This is a genomic window from Pseudomonas sp. UBA3153 (assembly GCF_002364635.1).
Classification (GTDB): domain Bacteria; phylum Pseudomonadota; class Gammaproteobacteria; order Pseudomonadales; family Pseudomonadaceae; genus Pseudomonas_O; species Pseudomonas_O kuykendallii.
Window position 1 is genome coordinate 17823 of sequence record NZ_DEYR01000029.1, and the last position, 22750, is coordinate 40572.

Annotated in this window: 20 protein-coding genes and 1 pseudogene; 11 read left to right on the forward strand and 10 right to left on the reverse strand. The window is 64.7% G+C overall.

Annotation, left to right across the window (positions count from 1 at the left end):
* The first annotated feature begins 109 nt into the window (after window positions 1–109).
* Window positions 110–1479 (forward strand): annotated as a pseudogene (locus B2X67_RS06000) (transposase).
* A 266-nt stretch (window positions 1480–1745) separates the two neighbouring features.
* Here B2X67_RS06000 and B2X67_RS06005 read toward each other — a convergent pair.
* From B2X67_RS06005 to B2X67_RS06015, 3 genes are read right to left on the reverse strand one after another with little or no spacing between them, the layout of a single operon-like run.
* Window positions 1746–2936: an MFS transporter gene (locus tag B2X67_RS06005; protein WP_286784928.1), complete on the reverse strand. Its 1191-nt coding sequence runs from the start codon at window positions 2934–2936 to the stop codon at window positions 1746–1748.
* A gap of 58 nt (window positions 2937–2994) precedes the next feature.
* Window positions 2995–3759, reverse strand: coding sequence for an SDR family oxidoreductase (locus B2X67_RS06010; RefSeq protein WP_286784929.1), 765 nt, complete (start codon window positions 3757–3759; stop codon window positions 2995–2997).
* Window positions 3760–3786: 27 nt separating this feature from the next.
* A complete protein-coding gene (locus B2X67_RS06015) occupies window positions 3787–4587 on the reverse strand; it encodes an SDR family NAD(P)-dependent oxidoreductase (protein ID WP_286784930.1) in 801 nt (266 codons plus the stop codon).
* A 108-nt stretch (window positions 4588–4695) separates the two neighbouring features.
* Here B2X67_RS06015 and B2X67_RS06020 point away from each other — a divergent pair, with 108 nt between their 5' ends.
* On the forward strand, window positions 4696–5646 hold the full coding sequence (locus tag B2X67_RS06020) for a GlxA family transcriptional regulator (protein ID WP_286784931.1): 951 nt from the start codon (window positions 4696–4698) through the stop codon (window positions 5644–5646).
* A 280-nt stretch (window positions 5647–5926) separates the two neighbouring features.
* On the opposite strand, the gene B2X67_RS06025 is transcribed toward B2X67_RS06020, so the two are convergent.
* Both B2X67_RS06025 and B2X67_RS06030 read right to left on the reverse strand, forming a co-directional pair.
* Entirely contained in the window at window positions 5927–6700 is a 774-nt protein-coding gene (locus B2X67_RS06025; protein WP_286784932.1) for a substrate-binding domain-containing protein, read from the reverse strand.
* Between the two features lie 825 nt (window positions 6701–7525).
* Window positions 7526–8179 (reverse strand): TetR/AcrR family transcriptional regulator, encoded by a 654-nt coding sequence (locus B2X67_RS06030; protein ID WP_286784933.1) that lies wholly within the window; start codon window positions 8177–8179, stop codon window positions 7526–7528.
* A 109-nt stretch (window positions 8180–8288) separates the two neighbouring features.
* Between B2X67_RS06030 and B2X67_RS06035 the strand changes: the two genes are divergently transcribed.
* Window positions 8289–9494, forward strand: coding sequence for an MFS transporter (locus B2X67_RS06035; RefSeq protein ID WP_286784934.1), 1206 nt, complete (start codon window positions 8289–8291; stop codon window positions 9492–9494).
* 200 nt (window positions 9495–9694) lie between these two features.
* Here B2X67_RS06035 and B2X67_RS06040 read toward each other — a convergent pair whose 3' ends face one another.
* A complete protein-coding gene (locus B2X67_RS06040) occupies window positions 9695–11026 on the reverse strand; it encodes an MFS transporter (RefSeq protein WP_286784935.1) in 1332 nt (443 codons plus the stop codon).
* 337 nt (window positions 11027–11363) lie between these two features.
* A complete protein-coding gene (locus tag B2X67_RS06045; RefSeq protein ID WP_286784936.1) occupies window positions 11364–12278 on the reverse strand; it encodes a LysR family transcriptional regulator in 915 nt (304 codons plus the stop codon).
* Window positions 12279–12382: 104 nt separating this feature from the next.
* Between B2X67_RS06045 and B2X67_RS06050 the strand changes: the two genes are divergently transcribed.
* Complete coding sequence (locus B2X67_RS06050) at window positions 12383–13138, forward strand: SDR family NAD(P)-dependent oxidoreductase (RefSeq protein WP_286784937.1); 756 nt, start codon at window positions 12383–12385, stop codon at window positions 13136–13138.
* Between the two features lie 111 nt (window positions 13139–13249).
* Here B2X67_RS06050 and B2X67_RS06055 read toward each other — a convergent pair whose 3' ends face one another.
* Window positions 13250–13519 (reverse strand): DUF1652 domain-containing protein, encoded by a 270-nt coding sequence (locus B2X67_RS06055; protein ID WP_286784938.1) that lies wholly within the window; start codon window positions 13517–13519, stop codon window positions 13250–13252.
* A gap of 127 nt (window positions 13520–13646) precedes the next feature.
* Window positions 13647–13973 carry a hypothetical protein gene (locus B2X67_RS06060; protein ID WP_286784939.1) on the reverse strand — a complete coding sequence of 109 codons (327 nt, stop codon included), beginning with the start codon at window positions 13971–13973 and terminating at the stop codon, window positions 13647–13649.
* 283 nt (window positions 13974–14256) lie between these two features.
* Here B2X67_RS06060 and B2X67_RS06065 point away from each other — a divergent pair, with 283 nt between their 5' ends.
* Window positions 14257–14517 carry a DUF1652 domain-containing protein gene (locus tag B2X67_RS06065; RefSeq protein ID WP_175534340.1) on the forward strand — a complete coding sequence of 87 codons (261 nt, stop codon included), beginning with the start codon at window positions 14257–14259 and terminating at the stop codon, window positions 14515–14517.
* A gap of 410 nt (window positions 14518–14927) precedes the next feature.
* Window positions 14928–15245 (forward strand): sel1 repeat family protein, encoded by a 318-nt coding sequence (locus B2X67_RS06070; protein WP_286784940.1) that lies wholly within the window; start codon window positions 14928–14930, stop codon window positions 15243–15245.
* 37 nt (window positions 15246–15282) lie between these two features.
* Here B2X67_RS06070 and B2X67_RS06075 read toward each other — a convergent pair whose 3' ends face one another.
* Entirely contained in the window at window positions 15283–18762 is a 3480-nt protein-coding gene (locus B2X67_RS06075; protein ID WP_286784941.1) for a hybrid sensor histidine kinase/response regulator, read from the reverse strand.
* A gap of 281 nt (window positions 18763–19043) precedes the next feature.
* Here B2X67_RS06075 and B2X67_RS06080 point away from each other — a divergent pair, with 281 nt between their 5' ends.
* The 5 genes from B2X67_RS06080 (at window position 19044) to B2X67_RS06100 (ending at window position 22744) form a co-directional block, all read left to right on the forward strand.
* Window positions 19044–19613 (forward strand): GNAT family N-acetyltransferase, encoded by a 570-nt coding sequence (locus tag B2X67_RS06080; protein ID WP_090227807.1) that lies wholly within the window; start codon window positions 19044–19046, stop codon window positions 19611–19613.
* 1 nt (window position 19614) lies between these two features.
* Window positions 19615–20448 (forward strand): AraC family transcriptional regulator, encoded by an 834-nt coding sequence (locus B2X67_RS06085; protein ID WP_286784942.1) that lies wholly within the window; start codon window positions 19615–19617, stop codon window positions 20446–20448.
* A 137-nt stretch (window positions 20449–20585) separates the two neighbouring features.
* Window positions 20586–21227, forward strand: a complete 642-nt coding sequence (locus B2X67_RS06090) for an alanyl-tRNA editing protein (RefSeq protein ID WP_286784943.1) — start codon at window positions 20586–20588, stop codon at window positions 21225–21227.
* Between the two features lie 477 nt (window positions 21228–21704).
* Complete coding sequence (locus tag B2X67_RS06095; RefSeq protein ID WP_273231206.1) at window positions 21705–22418, forward strand: AzlC family ABC transporter permease; 714 nt, start codon at window positions 21705–21707, stop codon at window positions 22416–22418.
* Window positions 22415–22744 carry an AzlD domain-containing protein gene (locus tag B2X67_RS06100; protein WP_273231208.1) on the forward strand — a complete coding sequence of 110 codons (330 nt, stop codon included), beginning with the start codon at window positions 22415–22417 and terminating at the stop codon, window positions 22742–22744. The genes B2X67_RS06095 and B2X67_RS06100 overlap by 4 nt, the downstream gene beginning before the upstream one ends.
* The last annotated feature ends 6 nt before the right edge of the window (window positions 22745–22750 follow it).

The following is a 22750-nucleotide window of genomic DNA, read 5'->3' on the forward strand; positions in this document are numbered from 1 at the left end:
GATAGCGGCCCGTGACGATGGGCAGCTACCGGCCGATTCTGTTGAAAAAGTAGCTGCTTCACCATGCCATTGGCAGAATTGCTCTGTCAGTGGGCGCGGGGGCGACAGCATGATGGGACAGCTACCGAGTGGACAGCAGCGCCTGTTCTACTCGTTCAATCTGGAAGACCACGTTCCGCCCCAACACCTCTTGCGCAGCATCGACCAGTGCCTGGATCTCAGCGATCTGCGTGCACACCTGGCCGACTTCTACAGCGCCATCGGACGCCCCTCGATCGACCCGGAGTTGATGGTGCGCATGCTGGTCGTTGGCTACTGTTACGGCATCCGTTCCGAGCGACGGCTGTGCGAAGAGGTGCATTTAAATCTGGCCTATCGCTGGTTCTGCCGGCTGGGCCTGGAAGACGAAGTACCCAATCACTCGACCTTCTCGAAGAATCGCCACGGCCGTTTCCGTGACAGCGGCCTGTTCCGCTGGTTGTTCAATGAAGTGCTGCGCCGCTGCATGGCAGCTGGCCTGGTCAAAGGCGAAGGCTTCGCTGTGGACGCCAGCATCATCAAGGCGGATGCCAGCCGGCAACGTGGGGTGGCGGGAGATGAAGTCGATTGGCGTGATCCAGCGCTCAGCAACCGCGCTGTGCGCGAGTACCTCGAAGCCCTTGATGAAGAGGCACTGGCTGAAGCTCTTCCCAAGAAAATCTCGCTCACCGATCCGCTGTCCCGTTGGACTGCTGCGCCAGGCGGCCCGGCCTTCTTTGCCTACTCCACGAATTACCTGATCGATACTGAGCACGGCGTGATCATGGATGTGGAAGCGACTCCGGCGCACCGTAGCGCCGAAGTCGATTCGACCAGGACGATGGTGGCGCGTGTTGAAGCGCAGTTCGACCTCACGCCGGAACGACTCATCGGTGATACCGCCTATGGCACCGCCCCGATGCTGGCCTGGATGGTCGAAGAAAAGAACATCGAACCGCATGTGCCGGTGTGGGACAAAACCGAGCGCAAGGAGACAGCCTCTCCAGTAACGACTTCATCTGGAATCCGGGGGCCAATGAATACCGCTGCCCAGCCGGCAAACCGCTACGCAGTGAGTGGCGCGCCTTCACTCAGCAAAGATCGCGGGTGACCAAGGCCAACACCATCATCTACCGCTCCAGTCAAACCGACTGCGCCACCTGTCCGCTGAAAGAAAAGTGCTGCCCCAACACGCCGAACCGGAAGATCGTCCGCAGCATCCATGAGGCTGCCCGCGATGTGGCACGACGCATCGCCAAGACGCCGGAATACCTAGTCTCTCGTTGCGAGCGGAAGAAGGTGGAGATGCTTTTCGCTCACCTCAAACGGATCATGAAACTCGACCGTTTACGACTGCGTGGACTGACGGGTGCGACTGACGAATTCACCTTGGCTGCGACCGTGCAAAACCTGCGACGCATGGCCAAGCTTCTGCCTCACGGGCCACCACTCACGGGATAGGTATGCCTGCTGCGAGCAGAAACCCTCAAATTAACCCTCAGACCTGAGCAAGGAAGCTCAGTGAAACGCCGAAAGGCAACTTGAAGTGGGTCCCAGCCACTTCAACAGCAGGCACACCTAACAGGCTGGCCGCCGCTGAACCTACTTTTTCAACAGAATCGGCCAATAGCTACTCTCGACAGCGGCTTCTTTAGCGACTACCCGGCGATCGTTAGCGGTTATTGGAATCCCGTGAGTTTCATCAGAAGACCGCGACAGGCCGCTGATCAGGTCAGCCCGGGCAAGGTTCCCTGCGCCCGGGCGCGCCACTCGGAGAAACGCAGGCTGACGAAGGCCAGCAGCAGGAACAGCAGCGAAGCCAGCAACAGGCCGGTGTAGCCCAGGATGGGATAGAGCCATCCAGCGACCGCCGAGCCGGTGCCGATACCGGCGAACATGAACGACGCGGTCAGGGCCAGGGCGATGCCGCGTTGTTCGGGCATCAGCTCGACGATGCGCCGCTGCTGCGACGGCCAGACGATATCGGTGGCCAGCGCCCAGATCACCAGGGCCAGCAACAGCCCGCCGAACAGCCTTGGCATCACCGCAAGGCCCAGCAGATCCAAGGCAAGCAGGACGATGCCGAGCAGCAGCAAACGCTCGGCACTGACGCGCAGCGCCAGGCGCGTGACCAGCAGGTTGCCCAGCACGCCGGCCACGCCCAACACCGTCAGCGCCAGGGTGATGTCGCCGGCGCTGCCGTGGAAGTCGTTGCCGATGATCGGCGCCAGGAAGGCGTAGGTGGTGAACACGCCGGTGGTGACGAAGAACACCACCAGAAAGGCGCTCAACGAGGTAGCGCCGGTCAGCAGTGCGAGCACGTCGGCCGCTACGGTGCGCTGGCCCGCCACACGATCCGGCACCCACACGAAGATCAGCGCCGCGATCAGCAGACCACTGACGCCGATGCCGAGAAACAGGCTGCGTGCCCCGAGTTCCTGGGCGATCCAGGCACTGATCGGCATGCCGGCCAGCCCCGCGACGCTCAGCCCGAGCAGCACGATGGCGATGGCGCTGCCCTGATGCTCCCGCGCCACCAGGTTGGAGCCCAGGGCGCCAAGCACCGGGCCAATGAATCCCGCCCCCAGCCCCATCAGCACCCGCGACGCCAGCAGCGTCCGGTAATCCGGCGCGGCGGCGAACAGCAACGCCGCCGCGCTGAAAATCAACAAACCCAGCAGCACCTGCGAGCGCCGGCGCAGATGGCCCAGGGTCATCTGCAAGAGCGGCGCGGCGAGCGCGAAGGTGACGCCAAACACCGTGATCAACAGCGCGCTCTGCGCGTTGCTCAAGGCCCAGGCGGCGGAGATCGCCTCCAGGCTGCCGACCACCGACAGGGCGCCGACCGCCTGGACGAAATAGGCCAGGCTGAGCAGGCGCAGGGCAAGGCGATCCGCTGCGGCGATGGGGCTGTGCATGAGGTTCTCCAGAGGTGCACGCAAACGCCCGACCTCGTGAGGAGGCCGGGCGCCGGGTTCAGGCAACCGGGATGGGGTTGTCGATGATCGACTGGTTGAACTGGTTCACCAGCGCGTGCTCGTTCGGCCCGACGTTGGCGCGCAGTGCCGTGATGCCGTCGACGATCACCTCGGTGGTCGCCGTCTCCAGCTTGGCCAGGGTCTCGGCGATGAAGGCGTCCAGCGGCATGGCGCGCGGATCGCCGCTCTTGTGGATCAGGTCGGTGTCGACCCATGGCGGCGCGATCTCCAGCACCTTGACGCGGGTGTCACGCAGCATGAAGCGCTGCGACAGGCTGTAGGAGTGGATGGCCGCCTTGGTCGCCGAGTACAGCGCGGTGACCGCAATCGGGATAAAGGCCAGCACCGAGCTGTTGTTGATGATGGTGGCGTCCGGCTGGCGCTTGAGGTGCTCGACGAAGGCCGCGCTGACGCGCACCGGGCCGAGCAGGTTGGTGGTCACCAGGCCGACTGCCTGCGCGTCGTCGAGGTCGCCCGAGGCGGCATCGTCGAACGGCATGATGCCGGCGTTGTTGATCACCACGTTCAGATTCGGGTGGCGCGCGATCACCTGCTGCGCCACGTCTTTGATCTGCTGCGGATCATTGATATCCAGCGCTACCGTGTCGATGCCGGGGTTGGCGCGGGCAACCTCGTCGAGCAGGGCCTGACGGCGACCGGCGATGATCACCTTGTTTCCGCGTTGATGAAAGGCCTCGGCCAGGCCGCGACCGATGCCCGAGGTGCCGCCGGTGATGAAGATCGTATTGCCGCTGAGTTTCATGGTGCTGCTCCTGAAATGAGGGATCGATCAATGCTGGGCGCTGTAGCGCGGCGCGGGCTGGCTGGTGGAAAGCTGGTCGAACATGGCCTTGCGTGCCGACTCGTAGGCCTGCCACTGGCTGGCGTCGTGCAGCGAGGGGATGGAGATCAGTTCGCCGCGATCGAAGTCGATCAGCGCGGCATCGACCAGGGCGCTGGCCGGCATCACGATGGCCGGGTCGAGGTGTTCCAGGGGCAGGCCGCCGTTGTCCCAGAATTCGGTGGCGGTCGCCCCGGGCAGCACCGCCTGGATGCGCACGCCCTTGTCGGCCAGCTCGTGATGCAGCGACTGGCTGAAAGCGGTGACGAAGGCCTTGCTGCCGCCGTATACGCCGTTGAGCACTTCCGGGGCGATACTGACGATGGACGAGATGTTGATGATGGCGCCGTTGCCGCGCTCGACGAAGCCGGGGACGGCCGCGTAGCTCAGGCGCATCAGCGCGGTCACGTTGAGGTCGATCATGCGGGTCATCAGGCCGACATCGCTGTCGAGCAGCGGCGTGTGGGTGCCGATGCCGGCGTTGTTGACCAGCAGGGCGATGCTCGCGTCCTGCTTGAGCTTGGCCTCGACGGTGGCCAGGCTGGCAGCGTCGCCCAGGTCGGCCTGCAGCACCTCGACCACGCGCTGGGTGTCGTCGGTGATGCGGCGGGCCAGGTCGTTCAGGCGGTCACGGTTGCGGGCGACCAGGATCAGGTCGTAGCCGCGGCGGGCCAGGCGCTCGGCGTAGAGGGCGCCGATACCCGAGGATGCGCCAGTGACCAGTGCGGTACCTTTCGATGCGGTGTTCATGGTGTGTCTCCAAGTGCGGTGGGCTTGGGACACATGATGGTAAAGTTGGGAAAAGTCCGAAATGACGTATACAGTCGTGTTTTAGGACATGCCTGTATGAGACCCGCCATGCACAGAATCGGCTACCTGCTCTCCGACGACTTCCAGGTGCTGTCGCTCGCCACCCAGACCGTCTTCGAGTACGCCAACATCGTGGCCGAGACGCCGTTCTATTCCGTCGAGTTCTTCTCCATCGCCGGAGGTATCGTGCGTTCGTCCCTGGGCCTGGGCATCGAAACCCGGGCGCTGAACAATCCCGGCCTGGCGGACTCCTGGATGATCGCGGGGGTCAACACACCTCTGGAAACGCTGCCCAGCGAGGCCACCCTGGCGTTCGTACACCAGGCCGGGCAGCAGGCGCGCCGCGTCGCGGGTATCTGTACCGGCGGCTTCGTGCTGGCCCAGGCCGGCCTGCTCGATGGCCGTCGCGCGACTACCCACTGGGCGTATGGCGCGGCACTGCAGCGTCTGTATCCACAGATCAGCGTCGAGGACGACCGCATCTTCATCATCGATGGCAACGTCTGGACGTCCGCCGGCATGACCGCCGGGCTGGACCTGGCGCTCGGCATGGTGGAGAAGGACCTCGGTCCGGACGTCGCGCGCTCGGTGGCGCACAAACTGGTCATGCACCAGCGCCGTTCGGGCGGGCAGTCACAGCACTCGGAGATGCTCACCCTCGCACCGAAATCCGACCGTATCCAGAACGCGCTGAACTATGCCCGGCAGAACCTGCACAAGCCACTCGGCGTCGAGGAACTGGCCGAGGCGGTGCATCTGAGCCCGCGCCAGTTCACCCGTGTATTCACCGCCGAAACCGGACAGTCGCCGGCCAAGGCCATCGAGCGCCTGCGCCTGGAGGCGGCGCGGGTGATGATCGAGCAGAGCCGCCATCCCCTGGACGTGATCGCCAAAGAGACCGGCTTTCGTGACCGTCGCCACATGCGTGAAGTGTTCATCCGTGGCTTTGGCGTTCCTCCCCAGGCAATACGCCGGGACGTGCGCAGCGTGAGCATCTGATCTGCCGCCTGGGGCAGGGCCCCATACTGCTTTTCGTTGTATCCACTCGCTGAGGCTGCTTCCAATCCCGCGGCGCAACGGGTGCGCCAGCGCAGAAGGGCGCTGTGACCGAACGCCGGCCAAGGGCCGAAAACGCCCAGGGCGGCGCGCCGAGCTACCTGTTCAATGTTCTTCGATCTGGCGCTTCGGCAGTCGGACGACTACAGGAAGCAAGAGGCCCGGCAATGCCGAGCCTCTTGTGATCAACGGCGGATAGCGGGGGCTGGCGCACCCCGGTAAATCACCGGGGGACCGAGTCCAGCCCGGTGGCATTCACCTCCGGCTGCACCGCTGCGGACGACAGATAGGCCAGCAGCTTCCTGGCCTGCTCCGGGTGTTTCGCATTGCGCGGGATGCCGGCGGAGTAACGGGTCACCGATTGCAGGCTTTCGGGAATCTTGCCGACGAAGGTCACTCCGGGAACCGGCAGCAACTCGGCGACCTGCTGGAAGCCCACTTCGTACTGGCCCGAGGCGACGACCGAGGCAACCGGTATGCGCTCGATCATTTTGGCCTTCGATCCGACCTGCTGCTCTACCCCCAGCTGTTTGAACAGCTTGTTCTGGATGTAGACCCCGCTGGCGCTGTCCGAGTAGGCGATGGAGCGGGCGTCCAACAGGGTTTTCCTGAACGCCTCTTCGGTATCGATGCGCGGTTTGGCCGCGCCCTGCTTGACCACCATGCCGATGCGCGAATCCGCCAGATCCACCTTGGACGCGGGGTCCACCACACCTTGCTTGATCAAGTCATCCAGCGCGTAGCCGACCATGATCACCACATCGGCATTCTCTCCCCGCGCCAGGCGGTTGGGGATCGCCTCATGCGCCTTGCCCATGGACGGGCCGAGGATGGTGTCGACGCTATCGCCACTCGTCTGCGCAAACGTCGGACTCAATCGCTGGAAGGCGGCGGTGAAGCCGCCCGAGGTCATGACGTCCAGTTGTTCGGCCTGGGCGCTTGCGAGTGTGCAAAGGCCAATGGTCAGGGCGGCGAGTTGCCGTTTCAGTGCTTTCATTGGAGCTCTTCCTCGTTCAGACAGGAAAGGGAGTACGCGAGAACACCCGCGGTGGAGCGTGAGCGCCGAGCGAGGCGCACAGATAGCTGCGCAGGTCATCCGGTAACCGGGAATACCCTTGCCGCTCGGATGAACAGGCCAGGTGAAGAGGGCCGGGGGTGAATCCGCCGGATACGCCAACGCGAGCAGCGGTTTGCGTCCGGACCTGTCGTGCAGATGCTGGAAATAAATCGAGCTGTTCGGGAAAGTCGCCCGAAGGGACGCGAAACGTGGCACCCGCCTTGGAGCGGGCGGATGACCTGCCCAAGGTGGGGAAGGCATGCATGAGGGGTTCTCCAGCGATCCCGTGCAGCTGGTTGGCGCTTTTTGTTCGCTGGATTCTGCTCGACCCACATTGAAACGATAAGTGAGATGTTTGCATTCATTGGTGCGTGAAAGTTATCGGTCGGTCCTCTCGGCAGGGATCGGTGCCTGTTTTCACGGGTACCTGCCGAGAACAATCGGGGGGAGCAATGGGGGGGGGCAGACAACGGTATTGATGCAGAGGGGCAGCGTCCGCCGATGGCGGGTCATGCGGCTGCCGCGGCCAACAGCAACATCGACTGCGGCTTTTTTAGTGATTGGCCTGCGACGCTTCAGCGATCACTGGAATCCGGTAATTGCCTTTTCTGGAAAAATCGACAGCAGCTATTCGCCAGGTTTCCGAAGTTGGCCTCACCGTGCGGCCATGCACACCAGTTCACGCCAGGCGAACGCCCGGCTGGTGCTGTTGGCGCCACCGCAGCTCAAGCAGTGCATTGTGCCCGCCACCCATGCTGACGCTGGTTAGCGGACGCCCTCAGCGCGCGGCTGAGCTGGACATGCAGGCGCCACACTCGCCTCATCCCACAGCCTCATGATGCGCGTTACCGCGGCGTCCATTGCGTCTGCCGATACCCCGTCGCGCGCCAGTGTCGACAGGCCCAGCAGAAAACTGTCGAACGCCGTGGCGAGGGCAGTTGCATCCACCTCCGTCGGCAGTTGCCCCAACGCGATGCCGCGTTCGACGCAGGCCCGCAAGGCGTCACGATTCAACGCCCGGGTTTGCGCCAGGGGCGCCGAGATGATCCTGCTCTCCTGCGAGCACGCGCTCATCGCTCCCAGTGCCACCAGGCAACCCTTGGGATGATCCGGTTCGCATTGCATCCGCGCGGAGCGGCGTAGTGTGAGTTCGATGGCATCCCGGGGCGGCAGGCTGGTGTCGAACAGGCTGTCGGTGACCTTGCCGTAGCTATTCAGGTAGAGGTCCATCACCTCCTTGAACAGCTGCTCCTTGGAGCCAAAGGCCGCGTAAAAACTGGGCGCGGTGATGCCGCCGCCGATGGTCGCCTTGAGTTGGCTCAGCGAGGTGGCGTCGTAGCCGTTCTCCCAGAACAGATGCAGCGCTTGAGTGAGTGCCACGTCACGATCAAACGTGCGCGGCCGTCCCATTTGTGCCATGGACGAGTCCTCCCGATGGACTTAAATACTAGTCGATACATAAGTCGTTGACCATCGCTTGCCCACTCCTTATATTTGTACCGATCAATATATAAGTGGATTCTGTCACATGACTCAAGATGAGCCGCAGCGGGAAACGCTGCCTTACGGCGCCTTGCTTGCCCTGGCGATGACCGGATTTATCTGCATCCTGACTGAAACGCTGCCTGCGGGTTTGCTGCCGCAGATCGTGAGTGGGCTGGCTATTTCGCCCGCCATGGCGGGGCAGATGGTCACGGTCTATGCGCTGGGTTCGTTACTGGCGGCGATTCCGCTGACCCTCGCCACGCAGGGCTGGCGGCGGCGCACGGTGCTGCTGGTGACCATCGCCGGTTTTCTGCTGTTCAACTCCGTCACCGCGCTGTCTTCCAACTATTGGTTGATCTTGGTGGCGCGTTTCTTCGCCGGCGTTTCAGCTGGGCTCGCCTGGAGCCTTATCGCCGGGTATGCGCGGCGTATGGTGGCGCCCGCGTCGCAGGGGCGTGCGCTGGCGGTGGCCATGGTGGGCACGCCCATCGCGTTGTCGCTTGGTGTGCCGATGGGAACCTGGCTGGGTGGGTTGATCGGCTGGCGCATGGCGTTCGGGCTGATGTCGGCGTTGACCCTGGTGTTGATCGCCTGGGTGCTGATCAAAGTGCCCGACTATCCGGGACAAGCCTCGGAGCGGCGTCTGCCGCTGCGTCGCGTGCTGGTGACACCCGGGGTGCGTCCCGTGCTGGGGGTCGTGGTCACCTGGATGCTGGCGCACAACATTCTCTACACCTACATCGCGCCCTTCGTCTCCCCGGCCGGCCTGACCGGCGATGTGGATGTGGTGCTGCTGGTGTTCGGCATTGCCGCGCTGGCGGGCATCTGGATAACCGGGCGGTTGGTGGACCGCCATCTTCGCAACACGGTGCAGGCCAGCCTCGCCACCTTTGCAGCGGTGTCGGTGCTGTTCGGCGTTCTCTCGTCTTCTGCCCTCGCCATTTACGTCGGCACGTTTATCTGGGGGCTGACCTTTGGCGGCGCGGCCACGCTGCTGCAAACCGCGTTGGCCGATGCGGCCGGCGAGGGGGCGGATGTCGCCCTGTCGATGAACGTGGTGGTCTGGAACAGCGCGATAGCGGGGGGCGGACTGCTTGGCGGCGTGCTGCTCGGGCAGTGGGGCGTGGCTGCGTTTCCCTGGGTTCTGCTGGCGCTGCTGCTGGCCAGTTTGGCCATCGCGCTACAGGCACGGGCGCATGGGTTTCCCGGTGGTGACCGGCGCGCGGGCGGGGCAGTGGTTGGTCACTGAGGTGTGTCTTAGTCCTGGAGAAACGGTCCTTTGGCGATTTGCGCGCCCAAGGCCTGCTGAAACGGTGAATGGAATGGCCCGATCAAGGCGTTCGGTTTCTGGCTCTAGCTTCGGCAGGCAAAGGCGACGCAGCATTTCGACAATCGGGTCACCAGGAAACAAAGAGGCTCGGTGAAGCCGAGCCTCTTGATGCCGGTCGATTATCTGCTGACAGCCGGCGCCAGCGCCGCACGGCGGTTCTGTTTGCCCACCAGGAACACCAGCAGCGAACCGGTAGCGGTCAACGCGCAGAGGGGCAACAGCGCGATCGGGAAGCTGCCGGTCTGGTCACGCAGTACACCGATGACGGAGCTCATGGCACCCGTGCCCAGGTGGGCGAAGGTGTTGATCGCCGCGATCCCGGTGGCCAGGGTCGCCGGCGGCAGGGTTTCGGAGCACAGCGCCCAGAACGGCCCCTTGATTGCGTAGTTGCCCATCAGTACGAGCGTCAGCAGCACCAGCGTGATGGTCAGCGAGCCGGTGAACAGCGTGGCGAAGAAGCTCACGGCGGTGATGGCCAGCGGGATGGCGGTGGCCTTGACCCGCTCTCCGCTTTTGTCCGCACGCATGCCCCAGTAGATCATGAAGGCCGCGGCGATGCCGAAGGGGATCATGTTCAACAGCCCGGTTTGCATGTTGGAAAGATGGAAGGATTTCAGGATCTGCGGCATCCACAACGAGAGCGTATTGCTGGTAGCCGAACTGCCCATGTAGATCACCGACAGCACCCAGATGTACTTGTTGGTGACCACGGCCTTGAGCATGCCGCTCACGGTATGCGCCTGTTTGTCGGGAGTGCTTTCGCGTGCCGCGCGTTCCTTGCTCAGTTGTCCGCTCAGCCAGTCCTGTTCCTCTTGATTCAGCCATTTGGCATCTTTCGGCCGATCAGGCAGCACCTTCAACGCCAGCAATCCCAGAATGATCGCGGGGAGTGCTTCCAGCATCAACAGCCACTGCCAGCCGGCGAAGTCCGCTACGCCATCCATTTTCAACAGCAGCGCCGACAGCGGCGAACCGATGAAATTGGACAGCGGAATAGCGACCATGAAGATCGCAATGATTCGAGCCATGTACGCCTTGGGAATGCACTGCGAGAGGTAAAGGATGACGCCCGGAAAGAAGCCGGCTTCTGCCGCCCCGAGAAGGAAGCGGGAGACGGAATAGGAGATCGGGCCAACCGCAAATGACGAGCAGAAACCGACGATGCCCCAGGTGATCATGATGCGCGCGATCCATCGACGCGCACCGAAACGCTCCATGGCCATGTTGCTGGGCATTTCGCAGAGGACATAGGCGACGAAGAACAGCGTGGCGCCGAATCCGAAGGCACTGGCCGTCAGCCCGATGTCCTCATTCATGGTCAGCGCCGCGAAACCGATATTGACTCGATCGATATAGGCGATGAAGTAACAGAGCACGAGAAAGGGAATCAGACGAAACCCAAGCTTGCGCATCGTCGATTTTATAATCCCGTCAGTTGATTGCTTGTTCATGGAAACCGCTCTCTTGTATTTGGAATAGGCTGCCCTCAGGCAGAACCTCTCGATGCGGGGGAGAGGCATGAGGGCATACTTTCATTCCAAACTTTCAGCAGGCTTTCGTGGCGAACAAACGGGAAGGATGGTTGGCGGTGTCGCGCCAACTCTGGCTGGCAAGGTGGAACCTGCCTGGATGAGGAAGGGAAGGTGCATCAGGCCGAGAAGAGAAGCCGAGAGCGTCGATAGCTGCTATTGGGGCCGAAACCAGCCGCCACATCGCATCCTTACACCTCGCCTCATCTTGCAGAACCAGTACCGCTGCCGTTAACCGTCGTTACTCGCCGCCTGGCCTTCAGGGCCATCGCCAGGCAGGTTCGCCGAGGTGTTCGGCGAAGAAGTCCGAGAGCACCTTGATCTTCATCGGCCGTGTGCGGGCGGTGGGGGTTACGAAGTACAGGCCGCCTCGCGCCATGCTCCATTCCGGCAGCAGGGTGACCAGTCGGCCATCGGCGAGGTATTCGCTGGCGATGAATTCGGGCAGTTCGGCGATGGCCAGTCCTTCCAGCAGCACGGGCAACAGCGCGTCGGAGTTCGTCACCCTCAGCGGGCCGCTGGGCGACACGTCTTCCTCACGGCCGTCCTCGTGGGTGAATCGCCATACCTGGCCGCGGGCGCGGTAGGCATAGCTGAGGCACGAGCGGGTGGCCAGCTCGCGCGGATGGCCGGGGTGGCCGTGTTCGGCGAGATAACCGGGCGAGGCGACCAGGTACTGCGTGACGGCGCACAGCCGGCGCGCCACCAGGGAGGAATCGGGAAGCACGGCGATGCGCAACGCCGCATCGAAGCCCTCGGCGATCAGGTCTACCGATGCATCCGTAAGGTGCAGGTCTATCGACAGTTCGGGATAGCGGCGCATCAACTGTGGCAACAGCGGGGCGACCCAGCGCAAGCCGAACGCCATGGGGATGGCCAGCCGCACCTGGCCACGGGGCTGCACCGACAGGTCCTGGGCTTCGCTTTCCAGTTCTTCGGCCTGCCGGTAGATCTCACTCGCCCTGGCCGCCATGTTCGCGCCGAACTCGGTCAGTGCCAGTTGCCGCGAGGTACGGTTGAACAGTCGGCTTCCCAGGCGTTCCTCCAGCCTGGCCACAGCCCGCGATACGGTGGGCACCGAAACGCCCATGACCCGCGCCGCCGCGGCGAACGAACCCTCTTCGGCCACTTTGGCGAACATGCCCAGCCCTTCGAAATCCGGAAGTCTGCTCATTTCATTTCTGCAACGATGGCTTTCATACAATTCTATTTTGACGTTTCGCCGCCGTCGATAAGCTTCTCCTACACCACTTCATCAACACTGATGGGAGAACCACCATGAGCAACACACTCGAAGGCAAGATCGCACTGGTTACCGGCGGCACCAGCGGTATCGGCCTGGCGACCGCCAAACGCTTCGCCCGGGAAGGTGCACAGGTTTACCTCACCGGACGCCGCCAGGCGGAGCTGGATGCCGCCGTGAAAGCAGTCGGCAACAACGCCATCGGCGTGCGGGTCGACTCCACCCGCCTTGAGCAGCTCGATGCGCTCTACGAGCAGATCGGCACCGCCCACGGGCGTATAGACGTGCTTTTCGCCAATGCCGGTGGCGGCTCGATGCTGCCTCTGGGCGAGATCACCGAGGAGCAGTACGACGACACCTTCGCGCGCAACGTGAAGGGTGTGCTCTTCACCGTACAAAAAGCCCTGCCGCTGCTGGCGAAAAAGGCCTCGGTGATCCTCACCGGTTCGACCGCCGGCAGCTCGGGCACCGCCGCGTTCAGCGTGTACGCCGCCTCCAAGGCCGCGGTTCGGGCGTTCGCGCGGAACTGGATTCTGGATCTGAAGGACCGCCAGGTACGGATCAACACCATCAGCCCCGGCGCCACCCGAACTCCGGGCCTGGTCGACCTGGCCGGCCCCGACGCCGCGCAGCAGCAGGGCCTGCTGGATCACCTGGCGTCGCAGATTCCCATGGGGCGTGTCGGTGAAGCCGAGGAAATCGCCAACGCGGCGCTGTTCCTGGCCTCCGACGAAGCCAGCTTCGTCAACGGTATCGAGTTGTTCGTGGACGGTGGCATGGCGCAAGTCTGAAGGCAGTTCGGGCGACCATGCGGGTCGCCCGCGCTGAAAGAGCCGGCGAGGGCGCATGCGTATCGCGACCTGCACCTTACGACTTCAAAAGCGATACCCGCGGTCGTGAAGCTATCGGCTCTGGCTTCGCTGTCGGCCGTGGCCCTGTTGATGGCGGTGGAGCACGACGGCCAACTCCTGGCGCAGCTCCAGAATCAGTTGAGAGAGGGCGCGGATGCTCTCGGTGCGCTCGGCGTCGACCTGGGTAAGGATGAAGGTGTCATCGCTGTCGCTGGCGTGGATGCGCAGCGTGATCAGGCCGGCGTTGCGCTCGACGTGGCAGGCGTGCGGTTCGAAGGCGTCCTCGAGAATCGAACGCGCCTGGTCGAAAGGAAGGTTCATGGCAGTGGGGGTCCTGAAAAGGTCGGTCTGGCCGACGGTATTGTTGTTGTTCAACTGCGCGGAGCACGGGCTTTCATCGGGAATCGAAGCCTTCTCAGGACGCTGGGCGATCCGTCGCCGGGCGCGCTCAACTGCTCGGGCCGAGGTCCGCGAGGTATTCCTTCTGCGCCGTCACCAGATCGCGCTGTTCCAGCAACCAGAGCATTTGCGTAAGCAACTCCTCGTCGTTCTCGCCGCGCTGGTTCCAGTTGTTGAACAGGCGCTGCACGGCCAGGAGCGTGTATTCGGCCTGTCGCTCGAAATCGTTGCCGTGAGCGGTGGGCTGCCACAGCTCGTACAACCGGGTGAGCGCATCCCGGGCGAGCAACGGGCGGTTTCCTTGCCGCTCCTTCCATTGGGCTGCGATCTCCTGCAACTGGCGCAACGCCAGTACCGAGGGGGGAGGGGTGGACATAGGGCCTCGACGACGTGATGACTGATAGAGGTTCGAGAGCGCTCGATCACTCGAATTCACCCCCGTTAGTCGGACAACGCCGAGCCACGCGTAACGGCATGCGCCGCGGCGCCGGAGGTGTATTACCGAAACGCAACCCCGACGCAAGGCGAGTTCCCTGGCGGGCGAGTCCTGCTACAATTTGCCCCACCTAACCGAAAGCTGAGTGCAGACCTGGATGTCGTCGCAGCCTCTATCTTCGGTTCGTTCGCGTCGCATATGGAGAACCTCGTGAATGAAATGCATGTCCCTGCCCCGTGCCTGTGAGCTCATCAATATCTATTTTCAGCCCTTGGCCTTCGAGGCGGCACTCGACGCTCCGCAGAGCCTGCACGCCTGCGTGTTCGACCCCGCCAGCGGCGAACGGCTGCTGACGGTGTTGGGAATCCACTGCAACACCTCGCCGACGCTGCACGATGTGAAACGCATCATCCGCACGATCGAATCCGACCTGCAGATCGTCATGCCGTCCGTCCGGAGCGGCGCATTGCCTGCCACGCTCTAGCCTTGTTTGAGGGTGTTTTGGCAACCCCGAAAGTCGGTTTTCGTTGATCTTTATGACGAAAAAAATGCGCGATGCGGCGCCATGGTCGCTTGACTTGTTCACAATCAGTCTGACGGCATATGAAGGTGCTGCGTAAACCCTTGTCAGCCTTCGCTTTTTTCTGTATTGCTTTGCAAGTTGTTGAAAAAGAACGAGTTTTTATTGTGGCGAAAAAAACGCCAGTTTGAACGCCACCCCCGTCCGGCCTGCCTTCGCGGTACTTTTCGGCATCTTGTCCACTGAGTTATCCACAGATTTTGTGGATAGCTCGAAAGCGCGTTTCTAGATCAACGCCGCGCTTCCCGCGCAAGTCTTTTCATCACGGGCAAAAGGAGTAAAGTGCGCGCCCTCCCTGGTCGCTCCTGGTCCTGATGAAGTCTCGCGTTTCCCTTCCCGATACTCCCGCGCCGCGCTCCGGTTTGCCGCTGCGTGTCGCGTCCTGGCTGCTGGATCGTCCGCAGCTCGGCCAGCGCGAAGGCATCAAACGCCTGGCCGGCCACCTGCTCAAGCAACCTGCCCGGCAGGGCGTGACCGAGGCGCAAAGCCGCCTGGGGCTGCTGCTGTGTCGCGAGTGCGGTGGTCAGCGCGACCGGCGTATCGGCTTCGAGCTGCTGCGCCTGGCGGCGCGCGCCGGCGATCCGGTCGCCCAGCGCGAACTGGGGCGCCAGGAACCGACCGCCGAGCGTTGATGCGGAGGTGCCGTGCCCTGATGGGCACGGGGATCGTTCAGCGCAGCGTCAGATGACGGCTGAGCAGGGCGCGCAGGGCGGCCGGTTTGACCGGTTTGGCGAGGTAGTCCAGGCCCACCGCGTGAATGTCGGCGACCAGCTCGGGCCGCGCATCCGCACTGATAACCACACCGGGAATCGGCTCGCCCAAACGGGTGCGCAGCCACGCCACCAGTTCCGTACCGGTTTCGCCTTCGTCCAGGTGATAGTCCACCAGCGCCAGTTGCGGGCGCACGTCCTCCGCCAGCAGATGCTCGCACTCCAGCCGGTTGCGCGCGGTCCAGACCTGGCAGCCCCAGCGCGACAGCAGGCTGTGCATGCCAACCAGGATGCTGTCCTCGTTGTCGATGCACAGCACCTGGGTGCCACTCAGGCCGTTACCGCTGCCGTTGACGTCGGCTTGCGCGGCGATCTGCGGCTGTGGCGACTTGGCCAGCGGCACGCTGACGCTGAACACGCTGCCCTTGCCGACCCATGAGCGCACTTCCAGCCGGTGACCGAGCACCCGACAGAGGCCGTCGGCGATCGCCAGGCCGAGGCCGAGGCCTTTCTCGGCGCGGGTCTGGTGGCTGTCGAGGCGCTTGAATTCCTCGAAGATGACCTTGCGCTTGTCTTCCGGAATACCCGGTCCGCGGTCCCACACCTCCAGGCGCAGCTGGCCGCGGCTGTGGCGCACGCCGAGCAGCACCGGCCCCTTGGCGTAGCGGAAGGCGTTGGTGAGGAAGTTCTGCAGCACGCGGCGCAGCAGCTTCATGTCGCTTTCCACCCGCAGCCGGCTGCCGTGCACGCGGAAGTCCACGCCCTGTTCCTGGGCCAGTACCTTGAATTCGGCGCCGAGGGTGTCGAACAGCGCGCTCAGCGGGAAGGCGCTGCGATCCGGGGTGATGCGGCCGTTCTCCAGGCGCGAGATGTCCAGCAGGTCGGTGATCAGGTCCTCGGCGGAGCGCAGCGAGCTGTCCAGGTGACGCACCAGTTGCTGGGCGTCCGCCGGCAGCGCGTTGTCCTGGTGGCCGAGTGCGGCGGAGAACAGCCGGGCGGCGTTCAGTGGCTGCATCAGGTCGTGGCTCACCGCGGCGAGGAAGCGCGTCTTCGACTGGTTCGCCGCCTCGGCGTGGGCCTTGGCCTCGGACAGCGCCAGGTTCAGCTGCGACAGCTCGTGGGTACGCTCGGCGACGCGTTGCTCGAGGCCCTCGTTGGCCGCCTTGAGCGCGTGCTCGGCCTCGCGGAACGCGGTGATGTCGGTGAAGCTCATGACGAAGCCGCCGCCCTGCATCGGATTGCCGATCAACTCGATAACCCGGCCGTTGGGGAAGGTTCGCTCGGAGGTGTGCGCGGTGCCCTGGCGCATCCAGTAGAGGCGTTTGGCGACGTGTTCGTCCGCATCGCCGGGGCCGCAGAGGCCGCGCTCGGCGTTGTAGCGGATGATGTCGGAAATCGGCCGGCCGACGTAGATCAGCCCCTCCGGATAGCCGAACAGCTCCAGGTAGCGGTGGTTCCAGGCGACCAGCCGCAGCGACTGGTCGACCACGCTGATGCCCTGGGTGATGTTCTCGATCGCGCCCTGCAGCAGCGCGCGATTGAACTGCAGCACTTCGGAGGCTTCGTCGACGATGCGCACCACATCGTCCACCTGCATGTCGCGGCCTTCGATCGCCGCCTTCACCACCGCGCGGGTGGACGAGGCGCCCAGCACCGCCGCGAGCAGGCGTTCGGTGTGGGCGATCCAGTCGCCGTTGGCGGCCTGGTTCGGGTTGAATTCCTTGCCCTGGCGGTAGGAGAAGCGCGCGAAGCTCTCCTGCGCGCGTTCCTCGCCGACGAAACGCTCGGCGAGCACCAGCAGGTCGCGCACCTGCACGGCCAGCAGCGGCCGGTTGCCCGGCCGCACGGTGATTTCCTGGCCGACGAAACGGCTCGCCTGCCAGTGCTCGGACACCCGCGTGCGCGACAGCAGCGAGACCCAGGCGAACAGGGTGAAGTTGACCACCAGCGAAAGCAGGGTGCCGCGGGTCAGTGGGTCGACCTCGATGCCGATCGGGAAATACAGCAGCTGGCGCAGGCCGGGGAAGACTTCCAGCGGCCAGCCGAGGCTGCGCGCCACCAGCGGCAGCACCAGGCTGTAAAACCAGATCGCCGAGCCGGCGGCGAGGCCGGCGAACACGCCGCGACGGTTGGCCTGCTTCCAGAACAGCGCGCCGGCCATCGCCGGGGCGAGCTGGCCGACGGCGGCGAAGGAGATCTGCCCGATGGTCGCCAGGCTGGCGCTCGAGCCCAGCAGGCGATAGCTGACGTAGGCCAGCAGCAGGATCAGCACGATGCTCACCCGGCGTACCGAGAGCATCCACTGGCGGAACAGCTCAAAGGGACGCTCGGCGGTTTTCTTGCGCAGCAGCCAGGGCAGCAGGATGTCGTTGGAGAGCATGGTCGAGAGCGCCACCGACTCGACGATGACCATCCCGGTGGCCGCCGAGGCGCCGCCGATGAACGCCAGCAACGCCAGGCTGGGATGCGCCTCGGCGAGCGGCAGGCTGATGACGAAGGAGTCCGGTGTCACGCCGGGGAGCAGCAGCATCTGCCCGGCCAGCGCGATGGGAATGACGAACAGCGATGCCAGCACCAGATAGAGCGGAAACACCCATCGCGCCAGGCGCATGTCCTGCGGCTCGGTGTTCTCCACCACGGTGACGTGGAACTGCCGCGGCAGGCAGACGATGGCGATCATCGCCATGCCGGTCTGCACCAGGATCGCAGGCCAGTTCACCGGCTCCGCCCAGAACTCGGCGAGCTGCGGCGCGGCGCGGGTCTTCGCCAGCAGGTCGTCGAAACCGTCGTGCAGGCTGTAGGTGACGAAGGCGCCGACGGCGATGAACGCCAGCAGCTTGACCAGCGACTCGAAGGCAATGGCCAGGACCATCCCGCGGTGGTGCTCGGTGGCATCGAGGTTGCGCGTGCCGAAGAGGACGGTGAACAGCGCCAGCACCAGCGACACGATCAGCGCGGTGTCCTGCGCGCGGGTTCCGGTGGAGTCGGCGCCGGCGCCGATCAGCAGGTTAACGCCGATGACGATGCCCTTGAGCTGCAGCGCGATGTAGGGCAGCACCCCGACCATGCAGATCAGCGCCACCACCACCGCCAGCGACTGCGATTTGCCATAGCGCGCGGCGATGAAGTCGGCGATCGAGGTGATGTTCTCCTGCTTGCTGATCATCACCATCTTCTGCAGCACCCAGGGCGCGAAGATCATCAGCAGCAGCGGCCCGAGGTAGATCGGCAGGAACGCCCAGAGCTGTTCGGCCGCCTGGCCGACCGCGCCGAAGAAGGTCCAACTGGTGCAGTAGACCGCCAGCGACAGGCTGTAGACCCAGGCGCGGGTGCGCGGCGACAGGGGGCGGCGGCGCCGGTCGCCGTAGAAGGCGATGGCGAACAGGAAAGCCATGTAGACGAAGGCGACCGTAGCGATCGACCCGCTGGACAACGACATGCGAACTCCAAGACGGCAGGGCGGACACAGCCGACGACGGCTGCTGCGCGAAGGGAACGCCCGAAGGCGAGTCGCGGCGTTGGATTTTCGCAGCAAAAGCGCCCTGTCGTCAGGCGGCTGCTACCAATGTCGCAGAGGTCCTTGAGCGGTATCCGGCTGGCTGGTAGCGTGGCCTGGATCGCTTGGGAGCACCGCCCAACAGGCAATGTGCGCCGTTGTCGCATGTTTCGAAGCGGCGAGTCTGTCGAGTTTTACCCGCGTCACTGGCAAGGAGGACGCAGATGTTCAAGCCGCAACCGGTCACCCTGCAGCGAGGCGCCCTGCGCCTGGAGCCGCTGAGCGAGGCCGACATCCCCGAACTGGTGACACTGGCCGAAGCGAACCGCGACGAGCTGGTCTACCTGAACGGCCCGTTGCGTCCCGACTGGTATCGCCAGGCGCTGGCCGAGCAGCGCGAGGAAAAGGCCGTGGTGTTCGCCATCCGCATGGGCGACGCGTTGATCGGCACCACCCGTTTCGCCGATTTCATGCCGGTGCTGCCGGCCGTGGAAATCGGCTGGACCTGGCTCGAGCGCGGCCAGTACGGCAGCGGCCTGAACGCGTCGATCAAGTACCTGATGTTGCGTCACGCCTTCGAGGAGTGGCAGGTGGTGCGCCTGCAGCTGAAAACCGCCGCCAGCAACCTGCGCTCGCAGCGCGCCATCGAAAAGCTCGGCGCCCAGCGCGAAGGGCGGCTGCGCAACCATCGCCGGCTGGCCGATGGGCGCCTCGACGACACCGTGCTGTACAGCATCACCGACCGCGAATGGCCGGCGATCAAGCTGCAGCTGGAGGCGCAGTTCAGCGGCTGAAATGGACGCGTCGATCCACTCCGAAAACGCGCGTCTCTGGCATCCCGCCAGCCTCGATGGGCTGGAACTGCTCTCGGCACGCTTCGTCGACCACCGCTTCGCTCCCCATGTCCACGACGGCTACGTGATCGCGGTGCTCGAGGCGGGCGCCGAGCGCTACCGCTACCGCGGCGAGGAGCATCTGGTCAGCGCGGGTGGCCTGGCGCTGCTCAATCCTGATGAAGTCCACACCGGCCACAAGGGCCATGACGACGGCTGGCGCTACCGGGTGTTCTACCCGCCCGCCGAGCTGTTCCAGTCGCTGCTCGGCGAACTGGACCTGCCGTCGCGGAGCGCGCCGCGTTTCGCCGGCAGCGTGCACCGCGACGCCGATCTGGTGGCGCGCCTGCTCGATCTCCATCGCCACCTCGAGAGCGGCGCCAGTGCGCTGCAGCAGCAGACGGCATGGCGCGAGACCATGCTCGCGCTCCTGCAACGCCACGCCGGGCTGGGGTCGGCCCGCGCGCCGGGGCTGGAGCCGCTCGCCGTGGGCCATGCCAAGGAGATGTTGCGCGCGCAGCTTGCCGAGCCGCCGTCGCTGGAGGCGCTCGCCGCGGCGGTGAACCTGTCGCCGTTCCACTTTGCGCGGGTGTTCCGTCGCGCCACCGGGATGCCGCCGTACGCCTGGCTCAAACAGCTGCGCCTGGACCAGGCACGCAGCCTGTTCAGACTGGGCCTGGCGCCGGCGGCGGTCGCCGTGCAGCTGGGCTTTTCCGACCAGAGCCACCTCAACCGCCAGTTCAAGCAGGCCTACGGCGTGACGCCCGGCGAATACCGCCAGGCCTGCGCGCGGTAGGCAACCTCTCCCGCAGCGTCCGGCCTGAACGTCTGGCTGCTCAGCGCATCCACGCTCCGCGCGCGGCGCAAGATCGTTCAAGACTGCCCGGTCGGTAGCGCCTAACCTGCCGCCCTGGCTCGTTTTCGGGAGGGACCATGGCCACCGACAAGCTGTTCTGGAAAGACGCCTACCGCAGCCGGCTCGAGACGCGCGTGGTCGCCGTGGAGGATGACTGGGTGCGCCTCGCCGAAACGATCTTCTTCGCCTTCTCCGGCGGACAGGAGAGCGACCACGGCAGCATCGGCGGGCGCCCGGTGCTGGAGGCGCGCAAGGAGGGCCTGGATATCCGCTATCGGCTCGATCCGGGGCACGGCCTGCTCGCCGGCGATGCCGTCGAGGTGCTGATCGACTGGCCGCGCCGCTACCGCCTGATGCGCCTGCATTTCGCCGCGGAAATGGTCCTGCAGCTGATCTACCGGAAGATTCCCGGCATCCAGCGCATCGGCGCGCACATCGGCGAAGACAAGGCGCGCATCGATTTCGCCCTGGATACCAGCATCGCCAGCCTGTTCGAGGGCTTGCAGGCCGAGGTCGGGGAACTGGTACGTGCCGATCTGCCGATTCGCTGCGCCTTCACCGATGAGGCCACGCAACGGCGTTTCTGGCAGGTCGAGGGATTTGCCGAGATGGCCTGCGGCGGCACCCATCCGCGGTGTACCGGGGAGATCGGCGCGCTCAGGTTGAAGCGCCGCAACACCGGAAAGGGCAAGGAACGCGTGGAAATCCACCTGGCCTGATGGCGCGCTCGCAAGGGCGTAGGGTGGGCTTCAGCCCACGCGATGGCGTGGAGTGAGCTGGCGGGCTAAAGCCCACCCTACGGGCTGATGCAGTGCTCGGACGTTTGGCACCGCAAAGCGCTCCACCCTCGGGCCGTTTGGTAGGGTGGGCTTCAGCCCACGCCGTGGAGAGGGCTGGTGGGCTAAAGCCCACCCTACGGGCTGATACAGTGCTCGGGCGTTTGGCACTGCAAAGCGCTCCACCCTCGGGCCGTTTGGTAGGGTGGGCTTCAGCCCACGCGATGGAGTGGGCTGGTGGGCTAAAGCCCACCCTACGGGCTGATGCAGTGCTCGGGGGTTTCCGTACCACGCGAAGCGCTCCGCCCTCGCGCCGGATATCGGCCCGGCGGATTGCTCACCCCACCCGAACTCATGCGCAAGATCGTTCAAGACGTCGGTGACACGCGCTCCTATCCTCCGTTGCCCAGAGGAGAACCCATGTCCCGTCGTCACGAATTCCTGCAGGCCCTGCGCGATATGACCCCGATGCTGCTCGGCGCGATGCCGTTCGGCATCATCTTCGGCAGCCTTGCCGGCGCCGCCGGGCTGACGCCGTGGCAGACCCTCGGCATGTCCGCGCTGGTGTTCGCCGGCTCGGCGCAGTTCATCGCCATCAGCCTGCTGACCAGCGGCGCGACCCTCGCCGTGGTGTTGCTGACCACGCTGGTGGTCAACCTGCGCCATGCCCTGTACAGCGCCAGCCTGCAGCCGTTCGTGCGGCATCTGCCCAAGCGCTGGCGGGTGCCACTGGCGTTCTGGTTGACCGACGAAGCCTTCGCCGTGGTCCAGCATCGCTATGCCGAAACGGACGCCTCGCCGCACAAACACTGGTATTTCCTCGGCGCCGAACTGGCGATGTACGTGAACTGGCTGCTGTGCACCTTCGCCGGCATGGTCTTCGGCCAGGCGGTGCCGAACATCGGTGCCTGGGGGCTGGACTTCGCCATGCTGGCGACCTTCATCGGCATCGTCGTGCCGATGTTGAAGAACCGCCCGCAACTGGCCGCCGCGCTGGTGGCGGCGGCGGTGGCGCTGGCCTGTCACGGGCTGCCGTACAAGCTCGGCCTGATGGCGGCGGCGCTGAGCGGCATCGTCGTTGGCGTGCTGCTGGAACGGCGCTGCGCAACGCCGGACGAGGACCTCTGCCAATGAACAACTGGTTGCTGATCCTCGGCATGCTGGCGATCACCTTCGCCACCCGCTATTGCCTGTTCGCCTTCCCGCATCTGCGCTTCCCGTCGCTGATCCGCCAGGGCCTGCATTACGTGCCGACGGCGGTGCTCACCGCCATCATCGTGCCGGGCATGCTGTTGCCGGATGGCCAGCACTGGGCGGTGCGCCTGGACAACGCCTATCTGCTGGCGGGGCTCGCGGCCATCGCCCTGTCCGCACTGACGCGCAACCTGCTGGCGACCATCGGCGGCGGCCTGCTGGTGTTCTTCGTGCTGCGCGGAGCGCTCGGCCAGTTGCCGATCTAGCCGCTG

Bases quoted from the DNA above. Each gene is read 5' to 3' on its own strand.
- B2X67_RS06050 (WP_286784937.1), top strand. From the start codon at position 12,383: ATGAGCAACACACTCGAAGGCAAGATCGCACTGGTTACCGGCGGCACC.
- B2X67_RS06005 (WP_286784928.1), bottom strand. From the start codon at position 2,936: ATGCACAGCCCCATCGCCGCAGCGGATCGCCTTGCCCTGCGCCTGCTC.
- B2X67_RS06090 (WP_286784943.1), top strand. From the start codon at position 20,586: ATGGCCACCGACAAGCTGTTCTGGAAAGACGCCTACCGCAGCCGGCTC.
- B2X67_RS06065 (WP_175534340.1), top strand. From the start codon at position 14,257: ATGTCCCTGCCCCGTGCCTGTGAGCTCATCAATATCTATTTTCAGCCC.
- B2X67_RS06085 (WP_286784942.1), top strand. From the start codon at position 19,615: ATGGACGCGTCGATCCACTCCGAAAACGCGCGTCTCTGGCATCCCGCC.
- B2X67_RS06095 (WP_273231206.1), top strand. From the start codon at position 21,705: ATGTCCCGTCGTCACGAATTCCTGCAGGCCCTGCGCGATATGACCCCG.
- B2X67_RS06030 (WP_286784933.1), bottom strand. From the start codon at position 8,179: ATGGCACAAATGGGACGGCCGCGCACGTTTGATCGTGACGTGGCACTC.
- B2X67_RS06025 (WP_286784932.1), bottom strand. From the start codon at position 6,700: ATGAAAGCACTGAAACGGCAACTCGCCGCCCTGACCATTGGCCTTTGC.
- B2X67_RS06075 (WP_286784941.1), bottom strand. From the start codon at position 18,762: ATGTCGTTGTCCAGCGGGTCGATCGCTACGGTCGCCTTCGTCTACATG.
- B2X67_RS06070 (WP_286784940.1), top strand. From the start codon at position 14,928: ATGAAGTCTCGCGTTTCCCTTCCCGATACTCCCGCGCCGCGCTCCGGT.
- B2X67_RS06035 (WP_286784934.1), top strand. From the start codon at position 8,289: ATGACTCAAGATGAGCCGCAGCGGGAAACGCTGCCTTACGGCGCCTTG.
- B2X67_RS06080 (WP_090227807.1), top strand. From the start codon at position 19,044: ATGTTCAAGCCGCAACCGGTCACCCTGCAGCGAGGCGCCCTGCGCCTG.
- B2X67_RS06045 (WP_286784936.1), bottom strand. From the start codon at position 12,278: ATGAGCAGACTTCCGGATTTCGAAGGGCTGGGCATGTTCGCCAAAGTG.
- B2X67_RS06010 (WP_286784929.1), bottom strand. From the start codon at position 3,759: ATGAAACTCAGCGGCAATACGATCTTCATCACCGGCGGCACCTCGGGC.
- B2X67_RS06060 (WP_286784939.1), bottom strand. From the start codon at position 13,973: ATGTCCACCCCTCCCCCCTCGGTACTGGCGTTGCGCCAGTTGCAGGAG.
- B2X67_RS06040 (WP_286784935.1), bottom strand. From the start codon at position 11,026: ATGAACAAGCAATCAACTGACGGGATTATAAAATCGACGATGCGCAAG.
- B2X67_RS06015 (WP_286784930.1), bottom strand. From the start codon at position 4,587: ATGAACACCGCATCGAAAGGTACCGCACTGGTCACTGGCGCATCCTCG.
- B2X67_RS06100 (WP_273231208.1), top strand. From the start codon at position 22,415: ATGAACAACTGGTTGCTGATCCTCGGCATGCTGGCGATCACCTTCGCC.
- B2X67_RS06055 (WP_286784938.1), bottom strand. From the start codon at position 13,519: ATGAACCTTCCTTTCGACCAGGCGCGTTCGATTCTCGAGGACGCCTTC.
- B2X67_RS06020 (WP_286784931.1), top strand. From the start codon at position 4,696: ATGCACAGAATCGGCTACCTGCTCTCCGACGACTTCCAGGTGCTGTCG.